Raw genomic sequence first — 17,778 nt, forward strand, 5'->3', positions numbered from 1 at the left:
TTGTCGGGTGGCGGCTACGCCTTATTCCACCTACGTTCACACTCCCGTAGGCCCGGTAAGGCGTAGCCGCCACCGGGCTATTTCCCCGCCTGCGGATGCGTATCAAACCCCGCCATCACGGCCGTCAGCTCTGCCAGGGTAAAGCCGTGCTTCGGGTCATCAACGCCCAGGCCAAACCGCGCCTGCATCAGCTGATACAGCGCCTCCGCATCCGGCAAATGGATCTGCTCTTCCACATGACCGTTCTGCCAGTGGGTAAAATTAAAGTTGGTCAGCGTTAGCTTGCCCCCGTCCGGCAGGTGGCGACACATCAGCAGGTGATGACGGAAATGGGACTGCGGCCAGTGCGCCGACCAGAAGTTTCCCATCACGTAATCGTTGAAGTACTGGGTCGCCAGGTCAAAATGGTACATCGACTGCCAGTGGTCGTGATGGCGGAATTGCAGTATCCAGTCGTTACCCTCGCTCAGCAAACGATAACGCCCGTGCGGGGTTTCCTGTTCCTCGTTGGCGATCAAACGAATCGGCGCCGTCAGCGTTTGTCCGCCAAATCCCACATCGGCGATCCAGCGCTCGCCGTTCAGCTCAACCAGCAGCAACCGGTGCGTACGCGGCGGCATCTGCGACGGATTGGCCAGCACAACCCGCCCCAGCACGCTGCGCACCGTAAACCCGACTTCGCGCAATACCCGCTCAAACAAGCCGTTTTGCTCGAAGCAATACCCCCCTCGACGTGCGGTGACCAGTTTATCCACCAGACACCCGTCGTCCAGATGGATTTCCCGCGGCAAAACGACGTCGATATTTTCGAAGGGGATCGCGCAGTTATGGTGTAAATGCAGCCCCCGCAGGGTATCGATATTAACCTGTACGGGCTGCTGCCAGCCCGTGCGGGCAAAATAAGCACTCAGAAATGGGGACATGATTTGCTCCAGGAGGTGATATCCCCTGTTTATAAACTATTTTCCCTTTTGCATATGCGTAAAAGTGCTTTTTCGTCATACTCATCGTGTACACGAGGAGATCCTATGAGCCACTTTCGCCCTGTTGAATTACGTCACGCCAGCCGCCTTCTGAATCACGGTCCAACCGTGCTCATCACCAGCCGGGATGAGACCATCGATCGTCGCAATGTCATGGCCGCCGCATGGTCTATGCCGGTGGAATTTGAACCCCCGCGTATCGCGATTGTGGTAGACAAAAGCGCGTGGTCACGGGAGTTGATCGAACGCAGCGGGAAATTCGGCATTGTGATCCCCGGCGTGGCGGCAGCCAACTGGACCTGGGCGGTCGGCAGCGTCAGCGGGCGCGACGAGGATAAATTTAACTGCTACGGGATCCCGGTTATTTATGGCCCTGAGCTTGACCTGCCGGTTATAGAAGAGAAATGTCTGGCTTGGATGGAGTGCCGGTTATTACCTGTCACCTCTGCGGCAGAGAAATATGACACTCTGTTTGGCGAAGTGGTTTCCGCCGCGGCGGATGAACGCGCATTTGTCGCCGGACGCTGGCAGTTTGACGGGGATAAGCTGAATACGCTGCATCATCTGGGAGCGGGTACGTTTGTCGCGAGCGGGAAAATGGTGAAGGCGCTGGAATGATTTTTTAATTATACCCATATGAATTATATAAAATTTCAATGGCATTTTATGTTTATCATGACGATGTTAAACGGAGGATATTTCAGAAGCTGTTGCATAAACAATCTTTCGTAAAGGAAATATCCATGTCATGGAACAAAGATGGCGCAATATCATATGCGAAATCACACGCGCAGCCCAGCAGCACGGGTAATTGTGCTCGTTACGTAACAGAAGCGAGCAGAGCGGGTGGTCGATTAAAACTCCCCAACACGCGTCTGGCAAAAGATATGGGGCGCACATTAGTCAATGCAGGCTTTCACCTGGTATATGATCAACCCCATGCTGGTGACGTCGCAGTTATCCAAAATATAGTTGGTCATGATAGCGGTCACGTTTGTATATACGATGGTCAACAGTGGATCAGCGATTTTGTGCAACGCACCATGTATCCTGGGCAGGCTTACCGCAACATACAACCTCATTACGAACTGTTCAGGCATGATTAATGAAACCACTCTACTTTTTACTTTTCGCCCTGTCTCCGCTCGCGGCCGCAGAAAATATTTATGCACCGGGTCAGGCGGCACTTAAATTCAATCAATGGTATATAGCGCAGTTAGATCAGAACAAACCACCCGTACTCAATCCAGACATTATGAACGAGTACGTAGCCTCAGGGACCATTGCAGCAATTAAAGAAATGTACTCTGGCGACAGTAACGATAAAGATATGCCCGATGCGGATATGTTTATCAAAGCGCAGGACTGGGATGATGACTGGAATCAGATAACCGTCTTACATTCTGATTTTGACGCCGTATGCACAAACGTCTATGTCGCATTTGGTAAGAAGCAAGATCATGTTATTGCAGATTGTCTCGTTGAAGAGCAAGGAAAATGGAAAGTGCGATCGGCGACGCTAATTAAGTAACAGGCATAAACTCCCTGTCGCGATAATAAAGACACATGGTAGCCAAATGACTACCATGTGCAATTAATTAACTCTTCACACGCTTCGCAATAATCTCATCCGCCACATTCCGCGGAGCTTCCGCAAAATGATGGAATTCCATCGTATACGTCGCGCGCCCCTGGGACATCGAGCGCAGCGTGGTGGCATAACCAAACATCTCAGCCAGCGGGACGTCAGCGCGAATAATCTGGCTGCCGTACTGCTCTGCCATCCCCTGCACCAGGCCGCGACGGGAGGAGAGATCGCCCATAATGTTCCCGGCATACTCTTCCGGCGTTTCCACCTCAACGTGCATGACCGGCTCAAGAATAACCGGGTCCGCCCGCCGTGCGCCCTCTTTGAAGCCGAGGATCGCCGCCATGCGGAAGGCCATCTCCGAGGAGTCAACGTCATGGTAAGAACCAAACGTCAGGGTCGCTTTCACATCCACCACCGGATAGCCCGCCAGCACACCCGTATTCATGGCTTCTCGCAAGCCTTTTTCCACCGACGGGATGTACTCCCGCGGCACCACCCCGCCTTTGGTGGCATCTTCAAACACAAAACCACTCCCGGCTGCTAACGGCTCAAGGCTCAGGACCACATGACCGTACTGCCCTTTCCCGCCGGACTGTCGGACAAATTTACCTTCAATATCCTTCACCGCTTTACGCAGGGTTTCACGGTAGGTGACCTGCGGACGACCAATGTTCGCCTCAACGCCAAACTCGCGCTTCATGCGGTCGACGATGATCTCCAGATGCAGCTCGCCCATCCCGGAGATAATCGTCTGACCGGACTCTTCGTCCGTGTGCAGGCGGAACGACGGATCTTCCGCCGCCAGGCGCTGTAGGGCGATCCCCATTTTCTCCTGATCGGCCTTGGTTTTCGGCTCAATCGCCAGCGAAATAACCGGATCCGGGAACTCCATCCGTTCAAGGGTGATCACCGCATTCGGGTCGGTCAGCGTGTCACCGGTGGTGACGTCTTTCAGCCCGACACAGGCTGCGATATCCCCTGCGCGCAGCTCGTCCACCTCATGGCGATCGTTGGCATGCATCAGCACGATGCGCCCGATACGCTCTTTCTTGCCCTTCACCGGGTTGTACACCGCGTCGCCTTTACGCAGTATGCCGGAATAGACGCGGATGAAGGTCAGCTGGCCGACGTACGGATCGCTCATCAGCTTGAAGGCCAGCGCCGAGAACGGTTCATCATCGCTTGGGTGGCGCTCGGCGTGCTGTCCGTCTTCGTCTACCCCATCAATAGCGGGCACGTCCAGTGGAGACGGCATCAATTCAATCACCGCGTCGAGCATGCGCTGCACGCCCTTGTTCTTGAAAGCGCTGCCGCACAGCATGGGCTGTATTTCACCGGAGATAGTCCGGATCCGCAGTCCTTTGATGATTTCCGCTTCATCCAGTTCGCCCGTCTCAAGGTACTTATCCATAAGCTCATCGCTGGCTTCTGCCGCAGACGAGACCATTTTTTCTCGCCACGTCTGGGCGGTACTCAGCAGATCGTCAGGCACCGGCGCGTAGCTAAATGCCATGCCCTGCGTCGCATCGTCCCACAGAATGGTGCGCATCTTGATGAGATCCACCACGCCGGTGAAGTGTTCTTCTGCCCCCACGGGGATCACAATCGGGACAGGATTGGCTTTCAGCCGCTCCTGCATCATCCGCACCACGCGGAAGAAATCTGCGCCCGGGCGGTCCATTTTGTTGACGAATGCCAGACGCGGAACATGATATTTATTCGCCTGACGCCAGACGGTTTCCGACTGCGGCTGCACGCCACCGACGGAGTCATAGACCATTACCGCGCCGTCGAGCACACGCATGGAACGTTCCACCTCAATGGTGAAATCCACGTGCCCGGGGGTGTCGATAATATTGATGCGGTGCGGTTCAAAGCCTCTGTCCATACCAGGCCAGAAACAGCTTACCGCCGCCGACGTAATGGTAATCCCGCGCTCCTGCTCCTGCGCCATCCAGTCGGTGGTTGCCGCGCCATCGTGTACTTCACCCAGCTTGTGGCTCATCCCGGTGTAAAACAGGATGCGCTCAGTGGTAGTTGTTTTGCCGGCATCGATATGCGCGGAGATACCGATGTTGCGATAACGTTCGAGTGGAATGGGTCGGGGCATGATATTTCCTTAAGTCTTCAAGACTGGTTTGTGACGACCGGGATGGTCGCGTATTCGTTCGTTTGTTATAATAGTCCCATTGTACGAGTATTATCGGACTATTTTTTAACGGTTGACCTATTGTTGATATAGCTCAATCTCACGCGAGACGCAGGAAAACGATGATCCCAAACCACCCGGAACCTGAACAAATAGTGTTGGAAAATGTGCTGTTCGCCCTCGGCAACCCGCTGCGATTAGCGATTATTCGCAGGCTGGCCGACGGCAGCGAACTGAGCTGTAACGCGCTGCGCCCGGAAGAGGTGGTGAAATCCACTATGACTCACCACTGGCGCGTGCTGCGCGACAGCGGCGTGATCTGGCAGCGCCCGCAGGGGCGCGAGAATATGATTTCACTGAGAAGAGAGGATCTGGACGCCCGCTTTCCGGGACTGCTGGCGATCCTGCTCCAGGCTAAGTAGCGGCAGCGTCCTCAAGACGATAAACCGGAATGCGCCGTGTTGTTCCGGTAAGGGTGTCGAACACCTCCGTATCGGACGTCACTATTCTCATCCCCGTCTTCCTTAACCGCTGCACGTCGGCGGCTATGCGCTGGAGGCCAAACCAGAAAAGCCCGTCAAGCGCGGTGACCGCAAGCCCCTGTTCCAGCGCCAGCTGGAGGCGCTCGCGGGGGGCTTTCACCTGCTGAGCGATTTGCCGGTAAGGCACTTCCGAACCGCCGGAGGCATCGATCCGCTGAATACGGGTCTTCAGGTGGTAGGTAAATTCATCTGGAATGCCCTTCAAATCCTGTTTAAGGCTGTAAACGCAGCCAAACCGCTTGCCGTTGAACAGGACATTTTTTTGACTGAGCTGGAACTCATTTCTGATGCCATCAATCAGCTGCGGTGCACGGGTAAGAAGTAACCGGAAGGGAAGCTCAAAGCTGGTCACATAATCCACGTTCAGCAGCGCGAGACGCAGCCGCTCTTCTGCCCCGGATTTCTGGTCATGACACTCGCGCATCACCTCGGCCCACTGGCGCGTCAAACGTTCGGGCTCGCCGGCTTCGGTAAGGAGGTATTTTTCAAGATGATAATCGACTCTTCCGGTCATGTGGGGCATCCCGTCAATGTGGATGCGGTAATTCTATCCAGCGCGGCAGCATTTATAAAGGGCGGAGCGCACCGGCATCCGCCCTGACCGACTACTGCTGGATACTCGACCGGTCCGAAATATCGCTGGCAGATAAGGTTCTTGCAGTAGACGCGACCTGTTTTTTGCGTTTATACCGGTCCGGCTGGCCTTCAGGGCGGGTTTTGAACCGGCGATGCAGCCACATATATTGCTCAGGCGCCATCATCACGGCGCGCTCAATCGCTCTGTTCATTTGCGTGGCCACCGACGCTTTATCGCCTCCCTGCAAGGTATCGCTGATATCTTCCAGAATAAGCAGCTCATACCCTGTGCCATCTGCTTTTCGGCGCGGTACAAACGGGATCACGGCCGGTCTGGCACTTTTCACCAGCATGTAGCTCCCGGCAGTTGTCGCGGCGTCCGGGACGGCAAAAAACGGCACAAACACGCTATTCGTTTTGCCATAGTCGTGGTCCGGGGCATACCACAGGATCTCGTTTTGCTTCAGTGCGCGGATCATGCCCTTCAGGTCATAGCGGTCAAGCATGGTTTTATTGGAACGCAGACGACCGCGCGTTTGCAGCCAGTCGAGCAACGCATTATTGTTGGGACGATACACACCAATACCCGCGTTGAGCATGCCAAAGATGCGTGCGCCTAATTCCAGCGTGAGAAAATGCATGCCAATGAGCACCACGCCCCTACCTTGCGCCCGCGCCTGTTCCATATGTTCGTAGCCGGTCACGCTGAAGTGTTTCCGCACGCGCCAGTTAGGCCAGAACCACGCTATCCCGGTTTCGATGACGCCCATTCCAACCGATTCAAAATTACGCTCAAGTAAACGCTCGCGCTCGTCCTCTTTCATATCAGGAAAGCAAAGCTCAAGATTTCGTCTGGCGATCTCCACGCGGCGTGGAAGCAGGCGCATAGCCAGACGCCCAAGCCTGTGACCTGTTTTCAACAGCAGCGGGTACGGAAGCTGAACCGTGCACCAGAGCGCGGCAATGCCTGCCCAGCTGAGCCAGTAACGAGGATGAATAAAGGCGAGTGAAAACTGAGGTAATTTTGTCATGGAAAAATTATCCTTTTACTAATTTGTACTTAATCTGGTGCAGTTGCAGTGCTTACCTGCTGATTTAACGAATATTGTTCGGAAGGATGAATTGTAGCGGAATCGTTATGGTTTTTATTATCGATTTTTGCGAAAGGGAATAAAAGTGGGGATCGCCGGGTGATATTGCACCACCCGGCAGGCAAGTTACATCGAATAGCCGGGCTTCTTAATCAGTTCATCCAGTTTCGGGCCGATCTCGGTATCCCAGACCTGCGCCTTCCAGTCAGCTTCCTGAACCTCCTGAAGCGCCACGGAGATTGAGCGATCTTTGCTGTTCAAGTGGCGGGCGATCGCTTCGGCGATATCCGCCGCCAGGGCCGTTTTTTGTTCGTCAGTCAGATCGCGTGGAAAACATTTGATATCAACGTGTGGCATGGGCAGGGCTCCTTTTATAGGTGAGCGTTCCACGTTATCAGATTATATCGTTAGCTTTTAGCACCTTGTGCAGTTCCGGCAGCGCGCAGACGGCATCCGCGACGGCGGTAAAATTAGGCGTGTTGGTGGCAAACCACTCATGGCGTGGACCCCAGGTACGCGCAACAGCAATATAGACGTCAAGCAGCGTCAGCTGTTTGCCAAACGCAAACGGCGAGGCGCTGAGCTGGCTGTCGAACCACAGATAAAGCGATTTTCGGTACTCAATGCAGTTTTTCTTCAACTGTTCCGGGGCATCAGGAACCCAGCGTTCCGGGTAATCTGCATACGTAAAGGTGGGATAGACGTTCGCCACAAACCAGATGAGCAGGCGCTGAAACTGCTGGCGCTCGGCCTGCCCAACGGGCGGCGCGAGGTCGGGACGTCTGTCGAGCACCATCAGGGCGATCGCCGCGGTTTCCGTCACGATCGCCCCGTTTTCCAGCTCCAGCGTCGGCACCTGGCACAGCGGGTTCAGTTTCAACAGCAATTCGCGCTGCGGGCCGGGCTGGTCAAACCCGTCCACGTTGACGAACTGATACGGGATGTCTGCCAGAGTCAGCATCACTTCACTGATTGCCGATCCCCAGCCAGGTACGCCATAGAGTTTGATCATGTTGCCCCCTCAGGGATGAAAACCCTAAGTGTATACCCGTCATACTTCAAGTTGCAGGTGCGTTGGCTGCATTCACTCACCCCAGTCACGTACTTATGTACGCTCCCGGGGATTCGTTCCCTTGCCGCCTTCCTGTAACTCGAATTATTTAGGGTATAGAGCACCATTAGTAGGTTATCCCGGGCGGATTAACGTCTGAAGACGTCACCGCTTCGCCCGCTTCCCCCCAGCGCGCCAGCACCTTTTGATACTCCCCGCGCTTAATCGCACCGTCCAGCGCAGCCTGCAACGCATACACCAGCCCATTACCTTTTTTGGTTGTGGTGGCGACATAGGCTTTCTTCGGGCCTAAACCCACGACGCGGGTTTTGCCGGTTAACGCGGCTTTATAGGCCGAAACGGACTGCGGTCCAAAGAACACATCCGCCCTGCCGGACTGAATATAAAGATTGCCTGAGGCGTCGTCGGTCAGGTAAACCGGCAACGCAGGCTCGCGCCCGGCCTTTTTATTCTCTTCGTTCCAGCCCAGCAGAATACGCTCCTGATTGGTGCCAGACCCGACAATCACCTTTTTCCCGGCCAGATCTTTCGCACTGGTGATCGACTGTACGTTGCTGGTGGATTTCACCGAGAAGGCCAGGGAATCGACGCGATAGGTCGCAAAATCGAACTTCTCCTTACGTTGCTCGGTGACGGCGATATTCACCAACGCCACGTCATAGCGCCCGGAAGTGATCCCCAGCGGCCAGTCTTCCCACGCCGTTGGCACCAGCTTCAGCTTCAGCCCCAGACTGCCCGCCAGCAACCGGGCGATATCCGGGTCGCTGCCAATACGGGTGCGGTTATCACTGGCCAGCAGCGCCAGCGGCGGAGAATTCAGGGCTGAAATCGCCACCGTGAGGGTACCCGGCTCAACAAATTTATAGTTCGCCGGGATTTTCGCCACTGCCTGTTGATCAACCGTCACCGGCAGCGGCTGTTCGTTGGCCTTTAAATCAATGCTGGCGTGGCTCGCCGTCGTGAAGACCAGCCCCGCCAGGAGTCCATATTTCATCTGCGCTCCTTACAGCACTTTTGAGAGGAACTGGCGCGTTCGCGGATGAGACGGTCGGTTTAACACGTCGTCGCTGCTGCCCTGCTCCACAATTTTACCGTCGACCATAAATACCACCTGGTCCGCCACTTCCCGGGCAAAGCCGATCTCATGGGTGACCACCACCAGCGTAGTGCCGGAACGGGCGAGTTTTTTAATCACGTCCAGCACTTCGCCAACCAGTTCCGGATCCAGCGCCGAGGTTGGTTCATCAAACAGCATCACGCGCGGGCGCAGCGCAAGCGCGCGGGCAATGGCGATACGCTGCTGCTGGCCGCCGGAGAGGTGACGCGACCAGGCATCGGCTTTATCGCGCAGTCCTACCACATCCAGCAGGCTGTAGGCGTTTTCAACAGCCTCTTTTTTACTGAACTTTTTATGCGCGATGGGTGCTTCAATCAGGTTTTCCAGCACCGTGAGATGCGGAAAAAGATTGAAGTTCTGAAACACGTACCCAACGTTGACGCGCTGTTTGAGGATCTCTCTCTCTTTTAGTTCGTAGAGTTTGTCACCCTGACGGCGATAGCCGATGTAATCCCCGTCAATCTGAATAAAGCCTTCGTCTACGCGCTCCAGATGGTTAATGGCGCGCAGCAGCGTCGATTTTCCCGATCCAGAGGGGCCGAGGATCACCGTCACGGAGCCCGGCGGGATCTCAAGCGTGACGTTATCGAGCGCTTTATGTCGGCCAAAAAACTTACTGACGCCGGTAATGGAAATGTGTCCTTCAGGAGAGGCTTGCATGAACAGGCTCCTGTGCTGGCGAAGTGGTGACCGAACGCGAGCGACTCGCCGCCCGGTTCTGGTTTACGGCGGAGCGGCGCTCGCTGCGGGCGAGTCCACGCTCAATAACATGCTGGATGGCAGACAGTACGGTGGTGATCACCAGATACCAGACGGCCCCCACCATCAACAGCGGGATCACCTCCTGGGTGCGGTTGTAGATCATCTGGATCGTGTAGAACAGTTCCGGCATCGCCAGCACGTACACCATCGCCGTCCCTTTGGCGAGGCTGATAATTTCGTTAAACCCGGACGGCAGGATGGTGCGCAGTGCCTGCGGGAGAATTATGCGCACGGTGCGACGCCACGCCGGCAGACCTAGCGCAGCGGCCGCCTCATACTGACCGTGGTCGACCCCAAGGAAGCCCCCGCGAATGATCTCCGCAGTATAGGCGCTCTGCACCAGCGTCAGCCCCACGATGGCGGTAGAAAACTGCCCGAGAACGTTGATGGTTTCAAAGCTGCCCCAGGTAATGTCGGTAAAAGGCACGCCGAGAGAGAGCGTGTCGTAGAGATAGGAGAAGTTATAGAGGATAATCAGCACCACGATCAGCGGCAGCGATCGGAACAGCCAGATGTAACCCCACGCCAGGCTGCTCAACAGCCATGATGACGAGAGCCGCGCCAGCGCCAGCATGCCGCCAATCACCACGCTCAGTACGGTGCTTATCAACGTCAGCAGCAGCGTCTGGCCGACGCCTTCGAGGATCACCGGGTCGAAGAACCAGCGGGCAAATACCGCCCACTCCCAGCGCGGATTAAAGGCCACGGACTGAATCACGACCGCCAGCACAAACAGCGCCACCACGGCGCCAGCAGCGCGCAGCGGATAACGTGCCGGGACCACTTTTATGGTTTCAACGTTGCTCATCGTCGCTCCTTATGCGGTTTTGCTGAGCGCTTCGCGGATCAGCGTCTTGGTGAAACGCAGCCGACCGTCGAACGGCGGCTGGCTGTACTCTTCCGGGTCGCGGTTGAGATCGAACTGCGGCTGATACCCCTGGCTGAGATAGAGCCGCACCGCCTCCGGCTGACGAAACCCCGTGGTCAGGTAGATGTGGCTGTAGCCCGCCAGCACCGCCCGGCGCTCCAGCTCCTGTATCACGCGCGCGGCCAGCCCCTGCTGGCGCAGCGTTTTATTCGTCCAGATACGTTTGATCTCTGCGGTATGTTCGTCGAAGGGCTTATACGCCCCGGTGGCGATGATCTCGCCATCGCGCTCCAGAACGATAAACAGCCCCTGCGGCGCCAGGTACCACTCTGTCAGCTCGACTTCCGCATCCTTTGAAAAGTAGTCGCCGTAACGAGCGGCGTATTCACCAAAAAGCCCCTCGATAATGGGCTGAAGATCGGCATCTTCCGGCGAAACGTCACGAAATTGTTCGCGCATAGCGCCTCCTTAATCGCCCAGACCCGCCGGGTTAACTTCGGAACTGGAGATACGCTCCACGCCTTCCCCCCAGCGGTTCAGCACTTTGTCGTAATCTCCGTTCTTGATCGCGCCGTTCAGCGCGGTTTGAACCGGTTCGACCAGGCCGCTGCCTTTTTTCAGCGTCACCGCGATATGCGCCGCCTTCGGCCAGCCGCCGTCGACGCTGCCGACCAGTTTGGTTTTACCGTTAAGCGCCGCTTTCCAGGCACCGATCACGTTCGGGCCAAAGTAGGCGTCCGCGCGTCCGGACTGAAGCGCCAGCGTTTGGGCCGCGTCGTCTTTGGTGTATATCGGCGTAAAGGGTTTAAGCCCTTTTTTGAGGTTCTCTTCGTTCCATGCCAGCAGGATGGCCTCCTGGTTGGTGCCGGAACCTACGATGATGCGCAGCCCGGCGATATCCTCTGCCTTCACAAGCGAGTTGATCGGACTGGTGGATTTCACGTAGAAGCCAAGTGAATCCTTGCGGTAGGTGGCGAAGTCGAACTTCTCTTTGCGCGCTTTAGTGACGGTGATGTTGCTGATAGCCGCGTCGTATTTCCCGGAGGCAACCCCCAGCGGCCAGTCCTCCCAAGAGGTGGGCACCACGTTCAGCTCCAGTCCGAGGCTGTCCGCTACCAGACGCGCAATGTCGACCTCACTTCCCAGCAGAGTTTTGTTGTCGTCGGAAAAGACCGTCAGCGGCGGTTGATTCAGTCCCGCCACCGCCACGGTAAATTTCCCCGGCACGGCAAAGCGATAGTCTTTCGGCAGTTGCGCGATCGCATCGCTGTTTTTGGCGGTATTGATCGGCGTTTTATTGGCCTCAATGCTCACGCCGGTGCCGTTAATATTGACGTTCTCTGCCCAGACGGCAGGGGTAAAGGCCAGCGCAAGCGCCAGAATAAGCGATGATTTCTGCATAGCGTTTTTCTCTTTTATTGTTGTGTGAACTGATTTTTGGGCTCGTCTAAGCCCAGACTTTCGCGCAGCGTGGTGCCGGGATAGTCGGTGCGGAACAGGCCGCGCGCCTGTAAAACGGGCACCACCTGGTCGACAAAGCGCGGAAAGGTGTCCGGCGTGCCGCCCTGAATGATGAAGCCATCCGCCGCCTTCTCTTCGAACCAGGCCTGTAAACCATCGGCCACCTGCTCCGGTGTGCCGGAAAAACGCGGGCGCGGCGATGCGGCTTCCAGCGCGACCTGACGCAGAGTTAAGTTCCGCTCACGGGCGTTACGCTTGATTTCATCGGTGGTGCTGCGAAAGCTGTTTTTGCCCAAATCGCCAATATCCGGGAACGGCGCGTCGAGGGGATACTGGCTGAAGTCGTGATGCTCGAAATATCGTCCGAGGTAATTCAGCGCATCATTAATGGAGACCAGTGCCGCCGTAGTTTGATACTGGTTTTCTACGTCATCGGCGTCGTTTCCAACAATCACGCTGACGCCCTGGAATATATGTAAATCCTCTGCGCGACGGCCGTGACTTTCCAGCTGCTGTTTAACATCGCGGTAAAAAGCCTGGGCTTCTCCCCGCGTGTCATGGTGGGTAAAGATGGCGTCAGCGTGTTTTGCCGCCAGCTTTTTACCGTCGTCGGACGCACCAGCCTGAAAGACTATCGGACGTCCCTGCGGCGTGCGGCCAATATTCAGCGGGCCGGAAACCTGGAAGAAATCACCGTGGTGATCAAGAGTATGCAGTTTCGACGCATCAAAGAACTGTCCGCTCTCTTTATTGCGGATAAAGGCATCCCCTTCCCAGGAATCCCACAGCCCCTTCACCACGTCGAGATACTCATCGGCAATGCGGTAGCGCAGCGCATGCTCCGGGTGTTTTTCACGTGAGAAGTTCTTCGCTGACCCTTCCAGCGGTGACGTCACCACGTTCCAGCCCGCGCGTCCGTTGCTCAGGTGATCGAGGCTGGCGAACTGGCGTGCAACGGTGAAAGGCTCGCTGTACGAGGTGGATAACGTGCCGACCAGCCCCAGGCGCGAGGTGATACTCGCCAGCGCGGACAACACCGTCAGCGGCTCAAAGCGGTTTAAAAAATGCGGAATGGATTTCTCGTTAATATAAAGGCCGTCGGCCACAAATATAAAGTCGAGCTTGCCCTCTTCTGCTTTTAAAGCCGTTTCTTTAACGAAATCAAAATTAATGCTGGCATCCGCGACCGCCGCGGGATGGCGCCAGGCAGACATATTACCGGATGCACCATGCAAAATGGTCCCCAGCCGCAATTGACGATGTGCAGTCATATTCACCTCAAATTAATTAAACGTGTTGCAGGGCTTTTTCCGCGAGCTGAGCAAAATAGCGGGCAGCGGGTTCGATTAATGCTTCGTCCGGGTTAAATGCCGGGTGATGTAACCCAAACGGACTGTTGCTGCCAATGCTGACAAACGCGCCGGGTATGTTTTGCAGATAGACCGCGAAATCCTCCCCGCCCATGTGCAGTTCCGCATGCCGGGTTTCATATCCCGCTTCGCGCGCGACCGAGGTGGCAAACACGGCCCAGTGCTCATCGTTCACCAGCGCGGTGGGCCCGGCGTACCAGGTGATGTTGATCTGCGCGCTAAAGGCGCTGGCAAATCCGGCGGCGATTTCACCGACGCGCGCTTTCACGTTCTGCTGCACTTCCGTGCGGTGCGTGCGCAGCGTGCCCTCCAGCTCAACGCTTTCCGGCAGCACATTCCAGGTATTCCCCCCGGCGATGCGCGTCACGCTCAGAACAACCGAATCCAGCGTATTGACGTTACGGCTGGCTACGCTTTGCAGCGCGGTTACCAGCTGGCTTGCCAGCACGATGGCGTCGTTGCCTTCATGGGGACGTGCGGCATGCGCGCCTTTGCCGGTCACGTGAATAACGAAGCGATCGACGTTGGCATAGAACGGGCCGCCGCGCGTGGCAAACTCGCCGACCGGCAGTGAAGGCTCATTATGCATTCCGAAAATCGCGCGTACGTCGCGTAACGCCCCGGCCCGCACCATGCTTTTCGCTCCGCCGAAATTTTCTTCCGCAGGCTGGAACAGGATCCGCACGCGACCGTTAAGCGAGGCTTCCCGCTCTTTCAGCTTTAGCGCGGCGCCGAGGATCACGCTGGTGTGAATGTCGTGTCCGCAGGCATGCATCACCCCGGCACGCCGGGAGCTAAACGGCACCCCGCTGCGCTCGTCGATGGGTAACGCGTCGATATCGGCGCGCAGCGCAACCAGTGCGTTGCCCGTGCCGATCTCCGCAACCAGCCCGGTCTGGAGATCGTAAGGCAGCGGCGCAATCCCGGCTGCCGTCAGCCACTCGCGCAGGCGGGCCGTTGTTTCGACCTCCTGACCGGAGAGTTCAGGGTTCTGGTGCAGCTCACGACGCCAGGCAATCAGTTGTTCGCTAAAGCTCATACGGTAACCTCCCTGTTAAGACGCGCCTCGGCCAGCAGTCGCAGGGACTGCACGCGCGTTGCGCCATCAGCGACCGGCGTGTCGATGATAAATTCGTCAATCCCCCACTGCTGATGCAGCGCGTTGAGCTGTTCAAGCACCGACGCCGCCGTTCCGGCCAGCAGAGACTGCGCCCGACGCGCAATGCGCACCGGTTCACTCCCCGCCTGCCGCGCAAAGGCGTAGGCCTGTTCTTCGCTGGCGACGGTGACGCGCTGTCCGTTTGCCAGCTCCACACCCCACACTTCAACCTTCTGCGCCAGCGCATCGGCCTCAGCCTGGGTTGGGGCAACAATGACCTGCACGGCCACAATCACCTCCCGGACGCTGTGTTGACGCCAGGCTGTGACGACCTCGCGCAGCAGCTCAGGATCACCATTCAGATGGGCGGCAAAGACAAAATGCCAGTCGAGGGAGGCCGCCAGCAGCACGCTTTCGGTACTGGCGCCCAGCAGGAATCCCCGGGCAGGCGCCGGTGGCAGCGGCGTGGCGCGAACGTCCTCCTCCGCTGACTGATTTTCAGGGCGGATCCAGCGATCAAGCTGCGTCAGCTGGTCTGCAAAGCTGCCTTTCTCCTGCGGATTTAGGCCGTACTGCAAGGCGCGGGTAGAGAGCGGCAGACCGCCGGGCGCTTTGCCAACGCCCAGATCAACCCGGCCCGGCGCAATGGCGGCCAGTACGTTAAAATTTTCGGCGACTTTGTAGGGGCTGTAATGTTGCAGCATGACGCCGCCTGAGCCCACGCGAATACGCTTTGTTTGCCCGAGGATCCAGGCAATCAGCAGCTCCGGCGAGGGGCTGGCAAGCTGCGGGGTATTGTGGTGTTCGGCAATCCAGAAGCGGTGATAACCCAGCGTTTCTGCCTGCTGCGCCAGTGCTAAGGTTCGCGCCAGCGCATCGGCGGCTGTTTCGTGTTCTGCGACGGGGCTTTTATCCAGAATGCTGATTCGCCATGACATGTTGCGTTCTCGTTTGACTTAACATGTCGTCATTATTAAAGGCGGATTTCACCTCTGAGAAACAATTATTTTACATTTGGATTGCCGGAAAACGGCAATAGAGAGTCTGTCATCGGCGTGATTTAAGCGAGGCAATGAGTCTTTCGGCATCCTGCCGTCGGGTAATGCGGAGAAAGCGAATGTGTTTGTACTGCGGGTTTTGCATATCCGCTTGATAGCGTTTGCGGTTGCTGCGCCAGGTTTTGATCGTCCAGATGATAATAGAGTCCTTGCTAAGGAACGACCGACGAAAGCTTTCGCGGTTCCCCGTGCCGGGCCAGAGCTCCTGTTTGTGCCAGGCGCGTCTGGAGGCCCGCGTCACCGCTTGCCAGAGCGTGCGGATAAACCCACGATCTATCCACACCACCAGATCGACGTCGCGCCACTTAACGTCGCGTGTGCGGTTGTAATTCCCGTCCAGGACCCAGTCAGGCGAGGCGGCGAGCGCTTTTTCCAGGGTTGCAAGAAACTCATCGTCCGGTGTTCCCTGCCAGTTCGCTCGCCAGTAAAGCCTGTCCATCTCAATGTAAGGGATAGCCAGCGCCTCCGCGATTCGCCTGCCAAACGTGCTTTTCCCACTTCCGCTGGTACCTATGATATTGATTTTCACCGTTCCGCCTGCAAATGCTGAAGAAAACGGATCGAATCATAACGTTAATAATTTGTTTACGAAACGCCAGACTACTCGTTCGGATACTGCTCGTCGGTGACCTTCTCCAGCCACGCCACCGGACTCCCGTCGACCGCTTCTGCGATGGCGATATGGGTCATCGCCGTCTGCGCGCTTGCGCCGTGCCAGTGCTTCACGCCGGGTGGGATCCAGGCGATATCCCCCTGATTCAGCGGTTCCGCCTCTTTCCCCCACTCCTGTAACCAGCCGCGCCCCTGCGTCACGATCAGCGTTTGTCCAAGAGGATGCGTATGCCAGGCGGTACGTGCGCCGGGTTCAAAGGTGACGGTCGCGCCACCGACTTTTGCCGGTTCAGTCGCCTGGAAAGGCGCGTCAATGCGCACGCTGCCGGTAAACCAGGCCTCTGGACCCTGAACGGAAGGTAACGAACCGCTACGGATAATTTTCATGATTTACTCCTCGTTTGCTGTTGCGTTAACAGTAGCGTAAAGCCATGGGGAGCATTAGAGTGCATAATCAGAAAGGAACCATGAGTTCAATTCATAAATCGAGTAAGCCGCCATGTTAAAAGACAACTTCAACGATCTGCTTTCCTTTATGGTCGTCGCCCGGGAGCGCAGCTTTACCCGCGCCGCGGCGCAGCTTGGGGTATCTCAGTCGGCACTCAGCCACGCAATGCGCAAGCTGGAAGCGAGGCTGGAAGTCCGTCTGTTAACCCGCACCACCCGTAGCGTGGCCCCTACCGAGGCCGGCGAGCAACTCTTTAGGCGCTTAAGCCCCCATCTGCTGGAGATCGAGCAGGAACTCACCGCGTTGCGTGATACCCGCGACAGACCTGCCGGGAATATTCGCCTTAACGCCGGGGAACACGCCATGTCTACGGTGCTGTGGCCTGTGCTTAAACCCTTTATGGCGCAGTATCCTGACATCAACGTTGAAGTCACGGTGGACAATGGGCTGACTGATATTGTCGATGGCCGCTTTGACGCGGGGGTGCGTCTGGGTGAGCAGGTGGCGAAAGATATGATTGCGGTACGTATTGCGCCGGACATGCGCATGGCGGTTGTCGGGTCAGCAGAGTATTTGCAACGTTTCGGCATACCGAAAACGCCGGAGCAGCTCGATCAGCACCGCTGCATTAATATGCGCCTGCCCACACGCGGCGGATTATATGCCTGGGAATTTGAACGGGACGGACGTGAGCTGCGCGTGCGGGTTGACGGCCAGCTGATCCTCAACAGCCTGCCGCAGCGCATCGATGCCGCCGAAAACGGTCTGGGGCTGGCGTATGTTCCGCAAGATGCGGTTCAGGACGCCCTTGCTAAGGGCCGGTTAGTGGGTGTGCTTGAAGCCTGGTGTCCGGCTTTTACGGGATACCATCTGTATTATCCGAGCCGCCGCCAGCATACTACCGCCTTTGCATTACTCATTGCAGCCCTGCGGCATACATAGTCTCTACCTATAAGTAACTATTAAGTAAACCTGATGA

The 17,778-nt window shown here is 56.7% G+C and carries 19 protein-coding genes and 1 pseudogene; 5 read left to right on the top strand and 15 right to left on the bottom strand.

What is annotated here, in order from left to right; all coding sequences use genetic code 11:
• Positions 1–77 precede the first annotated feature (77 nt).
• Positions 78–923: an N-hydroxyarylamine O-acetyltransferase gene (gene nhoA, locus ACOTZD_RS14705; RefSeq protein ID WP_003857025.1), complete on the bottom strand. Its 846-nt coding sequence runs from the start codon at positions 921–923 to the stop codon at positions 78–80.
• A gap of 105 nt (positions 924–1,028) precedes the next feature.
• Here nhoA and ACOTZD_RS14710 point away from each other — a divergent pair, with 105 nt between their 5' ends.
• The 3 genes from ACOTZD_RS14710 to ACOTZD_RS14720 all read left to right on the top strand — a co-directional run bounded on the left by ACOTZD_RS14710 (position 1,029) and on the right by ACOTZD_RS14720 (position 2,514).
• Entirely contained in the window at positions 1,029–1,601 is a 573-nt protein-coding gene (locus ACOTZD_RS14710) for a flavin reductase family protein (protein ID WP_003857024.1), read from the top strand.
• A 125-nt stretch (positions 1,602–1,726) separates the two neighbouring features.
• Positions 1,727–2,089: a CHAP domain-containing protein gene (locus tag ACOTZD_RS14715; RefSeq protein WP_174402320.1), complete on the top strand. Its 363-nt coding sequence runs from the start codon at positions 1,727–1,729 to the stop codon at positions 2,087–2,089.
• Positions 2,089–2,514, top strand: coding sequence for a DUF3828 domain-containing protein (locus ACOTZD_RS14720; protein WP_003857021.1), 426 nt, complete (start codon positions 2,089–2,091; stop codon positions 2,512–2,514). The genes ACOTZD_RS14715 and ACOTZD_RS14720 overlap by 1 nt, the downstream gene beginning before the upstream one ends.
• Positions 2,515–2,581: 67 nt before the next feature.
• On the opposite strand, the gene fusA is transcribed toward ACOTZD_RS14720, so the two are convergent.
• Positions 2,582–4,684, bottom strand: a complete 2,103-nt coding sequence (gene fusA / locus ACOTZD_RS14725) for an elongation factor G (protein ID WP_003857019.1) — start codon at positions 4,682–4,684, stop codon at positions 2,582–2,584.
• 161 nt (positions 4,685–4,845) lie between these two features.
• On the opposite strand from fusA, the gene ACOTZD_RS14730 reads away from it, so the two are divergent.
• A complete protein-coding gene (locus ACOTZD_RS14730; RefSeq protein WP_000612740.1) occupies positions 4,846–5,145 on the top strand; it encodes an ArsR/SmtB family transcription factor in 300 nt (99 codons plus the stop codon).
• Here ACOTZD_RS14730 and ACOTZD_RS14735 read toward each other — a convergent pair.
• The 13 genes and pseudogenes from ACOTZD_RS14735 to ACOTZD_RS14795 all read right to left on the bottom strand — a co-directional run bounded on the left by ACOTZD_RS14735 (position 5,138) and on the right by ACOTZD_RS14795 (position 16,738).
• Complete coding sequence (locus tag ACOTZD_RS14735; RefSeq protein ID WP_023324686.1) at positions 5,138–5,779, bottom strand: hypothetical protein; 642 nt, start codon at positions 5,777–5,779, stop codon at positions 5,138–5,140. The two genes, ACOTZD_RS14730 and ACOTZD_RS14735, sit on opposite strands and share 8 nt — an antisense overlap.
• A gap of 91 nt (positions 5,780–5,870) precedes the next feature.
• A complete protein-coding gene (locus ACOTZD_RS14740; RefSeq protein ID WP_023314194.1) occupies positions 5,871–6,872 on the bottom strand; it encodes a Kdo(2)-lipid IV(A) acyltransferase in 1,002 nt (333 codons plus the stop codon).
• A gap of 186 nt (positions 6,873–7,058) precedes the next feature.
• Positions 7,059–7,289 carry a tautomerase PptA gene (gene pptA, locus ACOTZD_RS14745; protein WP_003857012.1) on the bottom strand — a complete coding sequence of 77 codons (231 nt, stop codon included), beginning with the start codon at positions 7,287–7,289 and terminating at the stop codon, positions 7,059–7,061.
• 37 nt (positions 7,290–7,326) lie between these two features.
• Complete coding sequence (locus ACOTZD_RS14750) at positions 7,327–7,944, bottom strand: glutathione S-transferase family protein (RefSeq protein ID WP_022651235.1); 618 nt, start codon at positions 7,942–7,944, stop codon at positions 7,327–7,329.
• Between the two features lie 166 nt (positions 7,945–8,110).
• Positions 8,111–8,998 (bottom strand): transporter substrate-binding domain-containing protein, encoded by an 888-nt coding sequence (locus ACOTZD_RS14755; RefSeq protein WP_003857009.1) that lies wholly within the window; start codon positions 8,996–8,998, stop codon positions 8,111–8,113.
• A gap of 9 nt (positions 8,999–9,007) precedes the next feature.
• Positions 9,008–9,781, bottom strand: coding sequence for an amino acid ABC transporter ATP-binding protein (locus ACOTZD_RS14760; RefSeq protein ID WP_003857007.1), 774 nt, complete (start codon positions 9,779–9,781; stop codon positions 9,008–9,010).
• Positions 9,765–10,691, bottom strand: coding sequence for an amino acid ABC transporter permease (locus ACOTZD_RS14765; RefSeq protein ID WP_023324689.1), 927 nt, complete (start codon positions 10,689–10,691; stop codon positions 9,765–9,767). Before ACOTZD_RS14765 ends, ACOTZD_RS14760 begins: the two co-directional genes overlap by 17 nt.
• Before the next feature lie 9 nt (positions 10,692–10,700).
• Entirely contained in the window at positions 10,701–11,210 is a 510-nt protein-coding gene (locus ACOTZD_RS14770; protein WP_023324690.1) for a GNAT family N-acetyltransferase, read from the bottom strand.
• A gap of 9 nt (positions 11,211–11,219) precedes the next feature.
• Positions 11,220–13,483 (bottom strand): annotated as a pseudogene (locus ACOTZD_RS14775) (NtaA/DmoA family FMN-dependent monooxygenase).
• Positions 13,484–13,499: 16 nt separating this feature from the next.
• Positions 13,500–14,621, bottom strand: coding sequence for an amidohydrolase (locus tag ACOTZD_RS14780; RefSeq protein ID WP_003856998.1), 1,122 nt, complete (start codon positions 14,619–14,621; stop codon positions 13,500–13,502).
• Positions 14,618–15,619: an MsnO8 family LLM class oxidoreductase gene (locus ACOTZD_RS14785; RefSeq protein ID WP_045342988.1), complete on the bottom strand. Its 1,002-nt coding sequence runs from the start codon at positions 15,617–15,619 to the stop codon at positions 14,618–14,620. The genes ACOTZD_RS14780 and ACOTZD_RS14785 overlap by 4 nt, the downstream gene beginning before the upstream one ends.
• A gap of 109 nt (positions 15,620–15,728) precedes the next feature.
• On the bottom strand, positions 15,729–16,268 hold the full coding sequence (locus tag ACOTZD_RS14790) for a shikimate kinase (RefSeq protein WP_003856993.1): 540 nt from the start codon (positions 16,266–16,268) through the stop codon (positions 15,729–15,731).
• 71 nt (positions 16,269–16,339) lie between these two features.
• Positions 16,340–16,738 carry a (R)-mandelonitrile lyase gene (locus ACOTZD_RS14795; protein WP_023314200.1) on the bottom strand — a complete coding sequence of 133 codons (399 nt, stop codon included), beginning with the start codon at positions 16,736–16,738 and terminating at the stop codon, positions 16,340–16,342.
• A gap of 112 nt (positions 16,739–16,850) precedes the next feature.
• Here ACOTZD_RS14795 and ACOTZD_RS14800 point away from each other — a divergent pair, with 112 nt between their 5' ends.
• Positions 16,851–17,741, top strand: a complete 891-nt coding sequence (locus ACOTZD_RS14800) for a LysR family transcriptional regulator (RefSeq protein ID WP_032658533.1) — start codon at positions 16,851–16,853, stop codon at positions 17,739–17,741.
• Positions 17,742–17,778 lie beyond the last annotated feature (37 nt).

The sequence above is a fragment of the Enterobacter cloacae complex sp. SHL022 genome (assembly GCF_049237785.1).
GTDB classification, from domain to species: Bacteria; Pseudomonadota; Gammaproteobacteria; order Enterobacterales; family Enterobacteriaceae; genus Enterobacter; species Enterobacter hormaechei_C.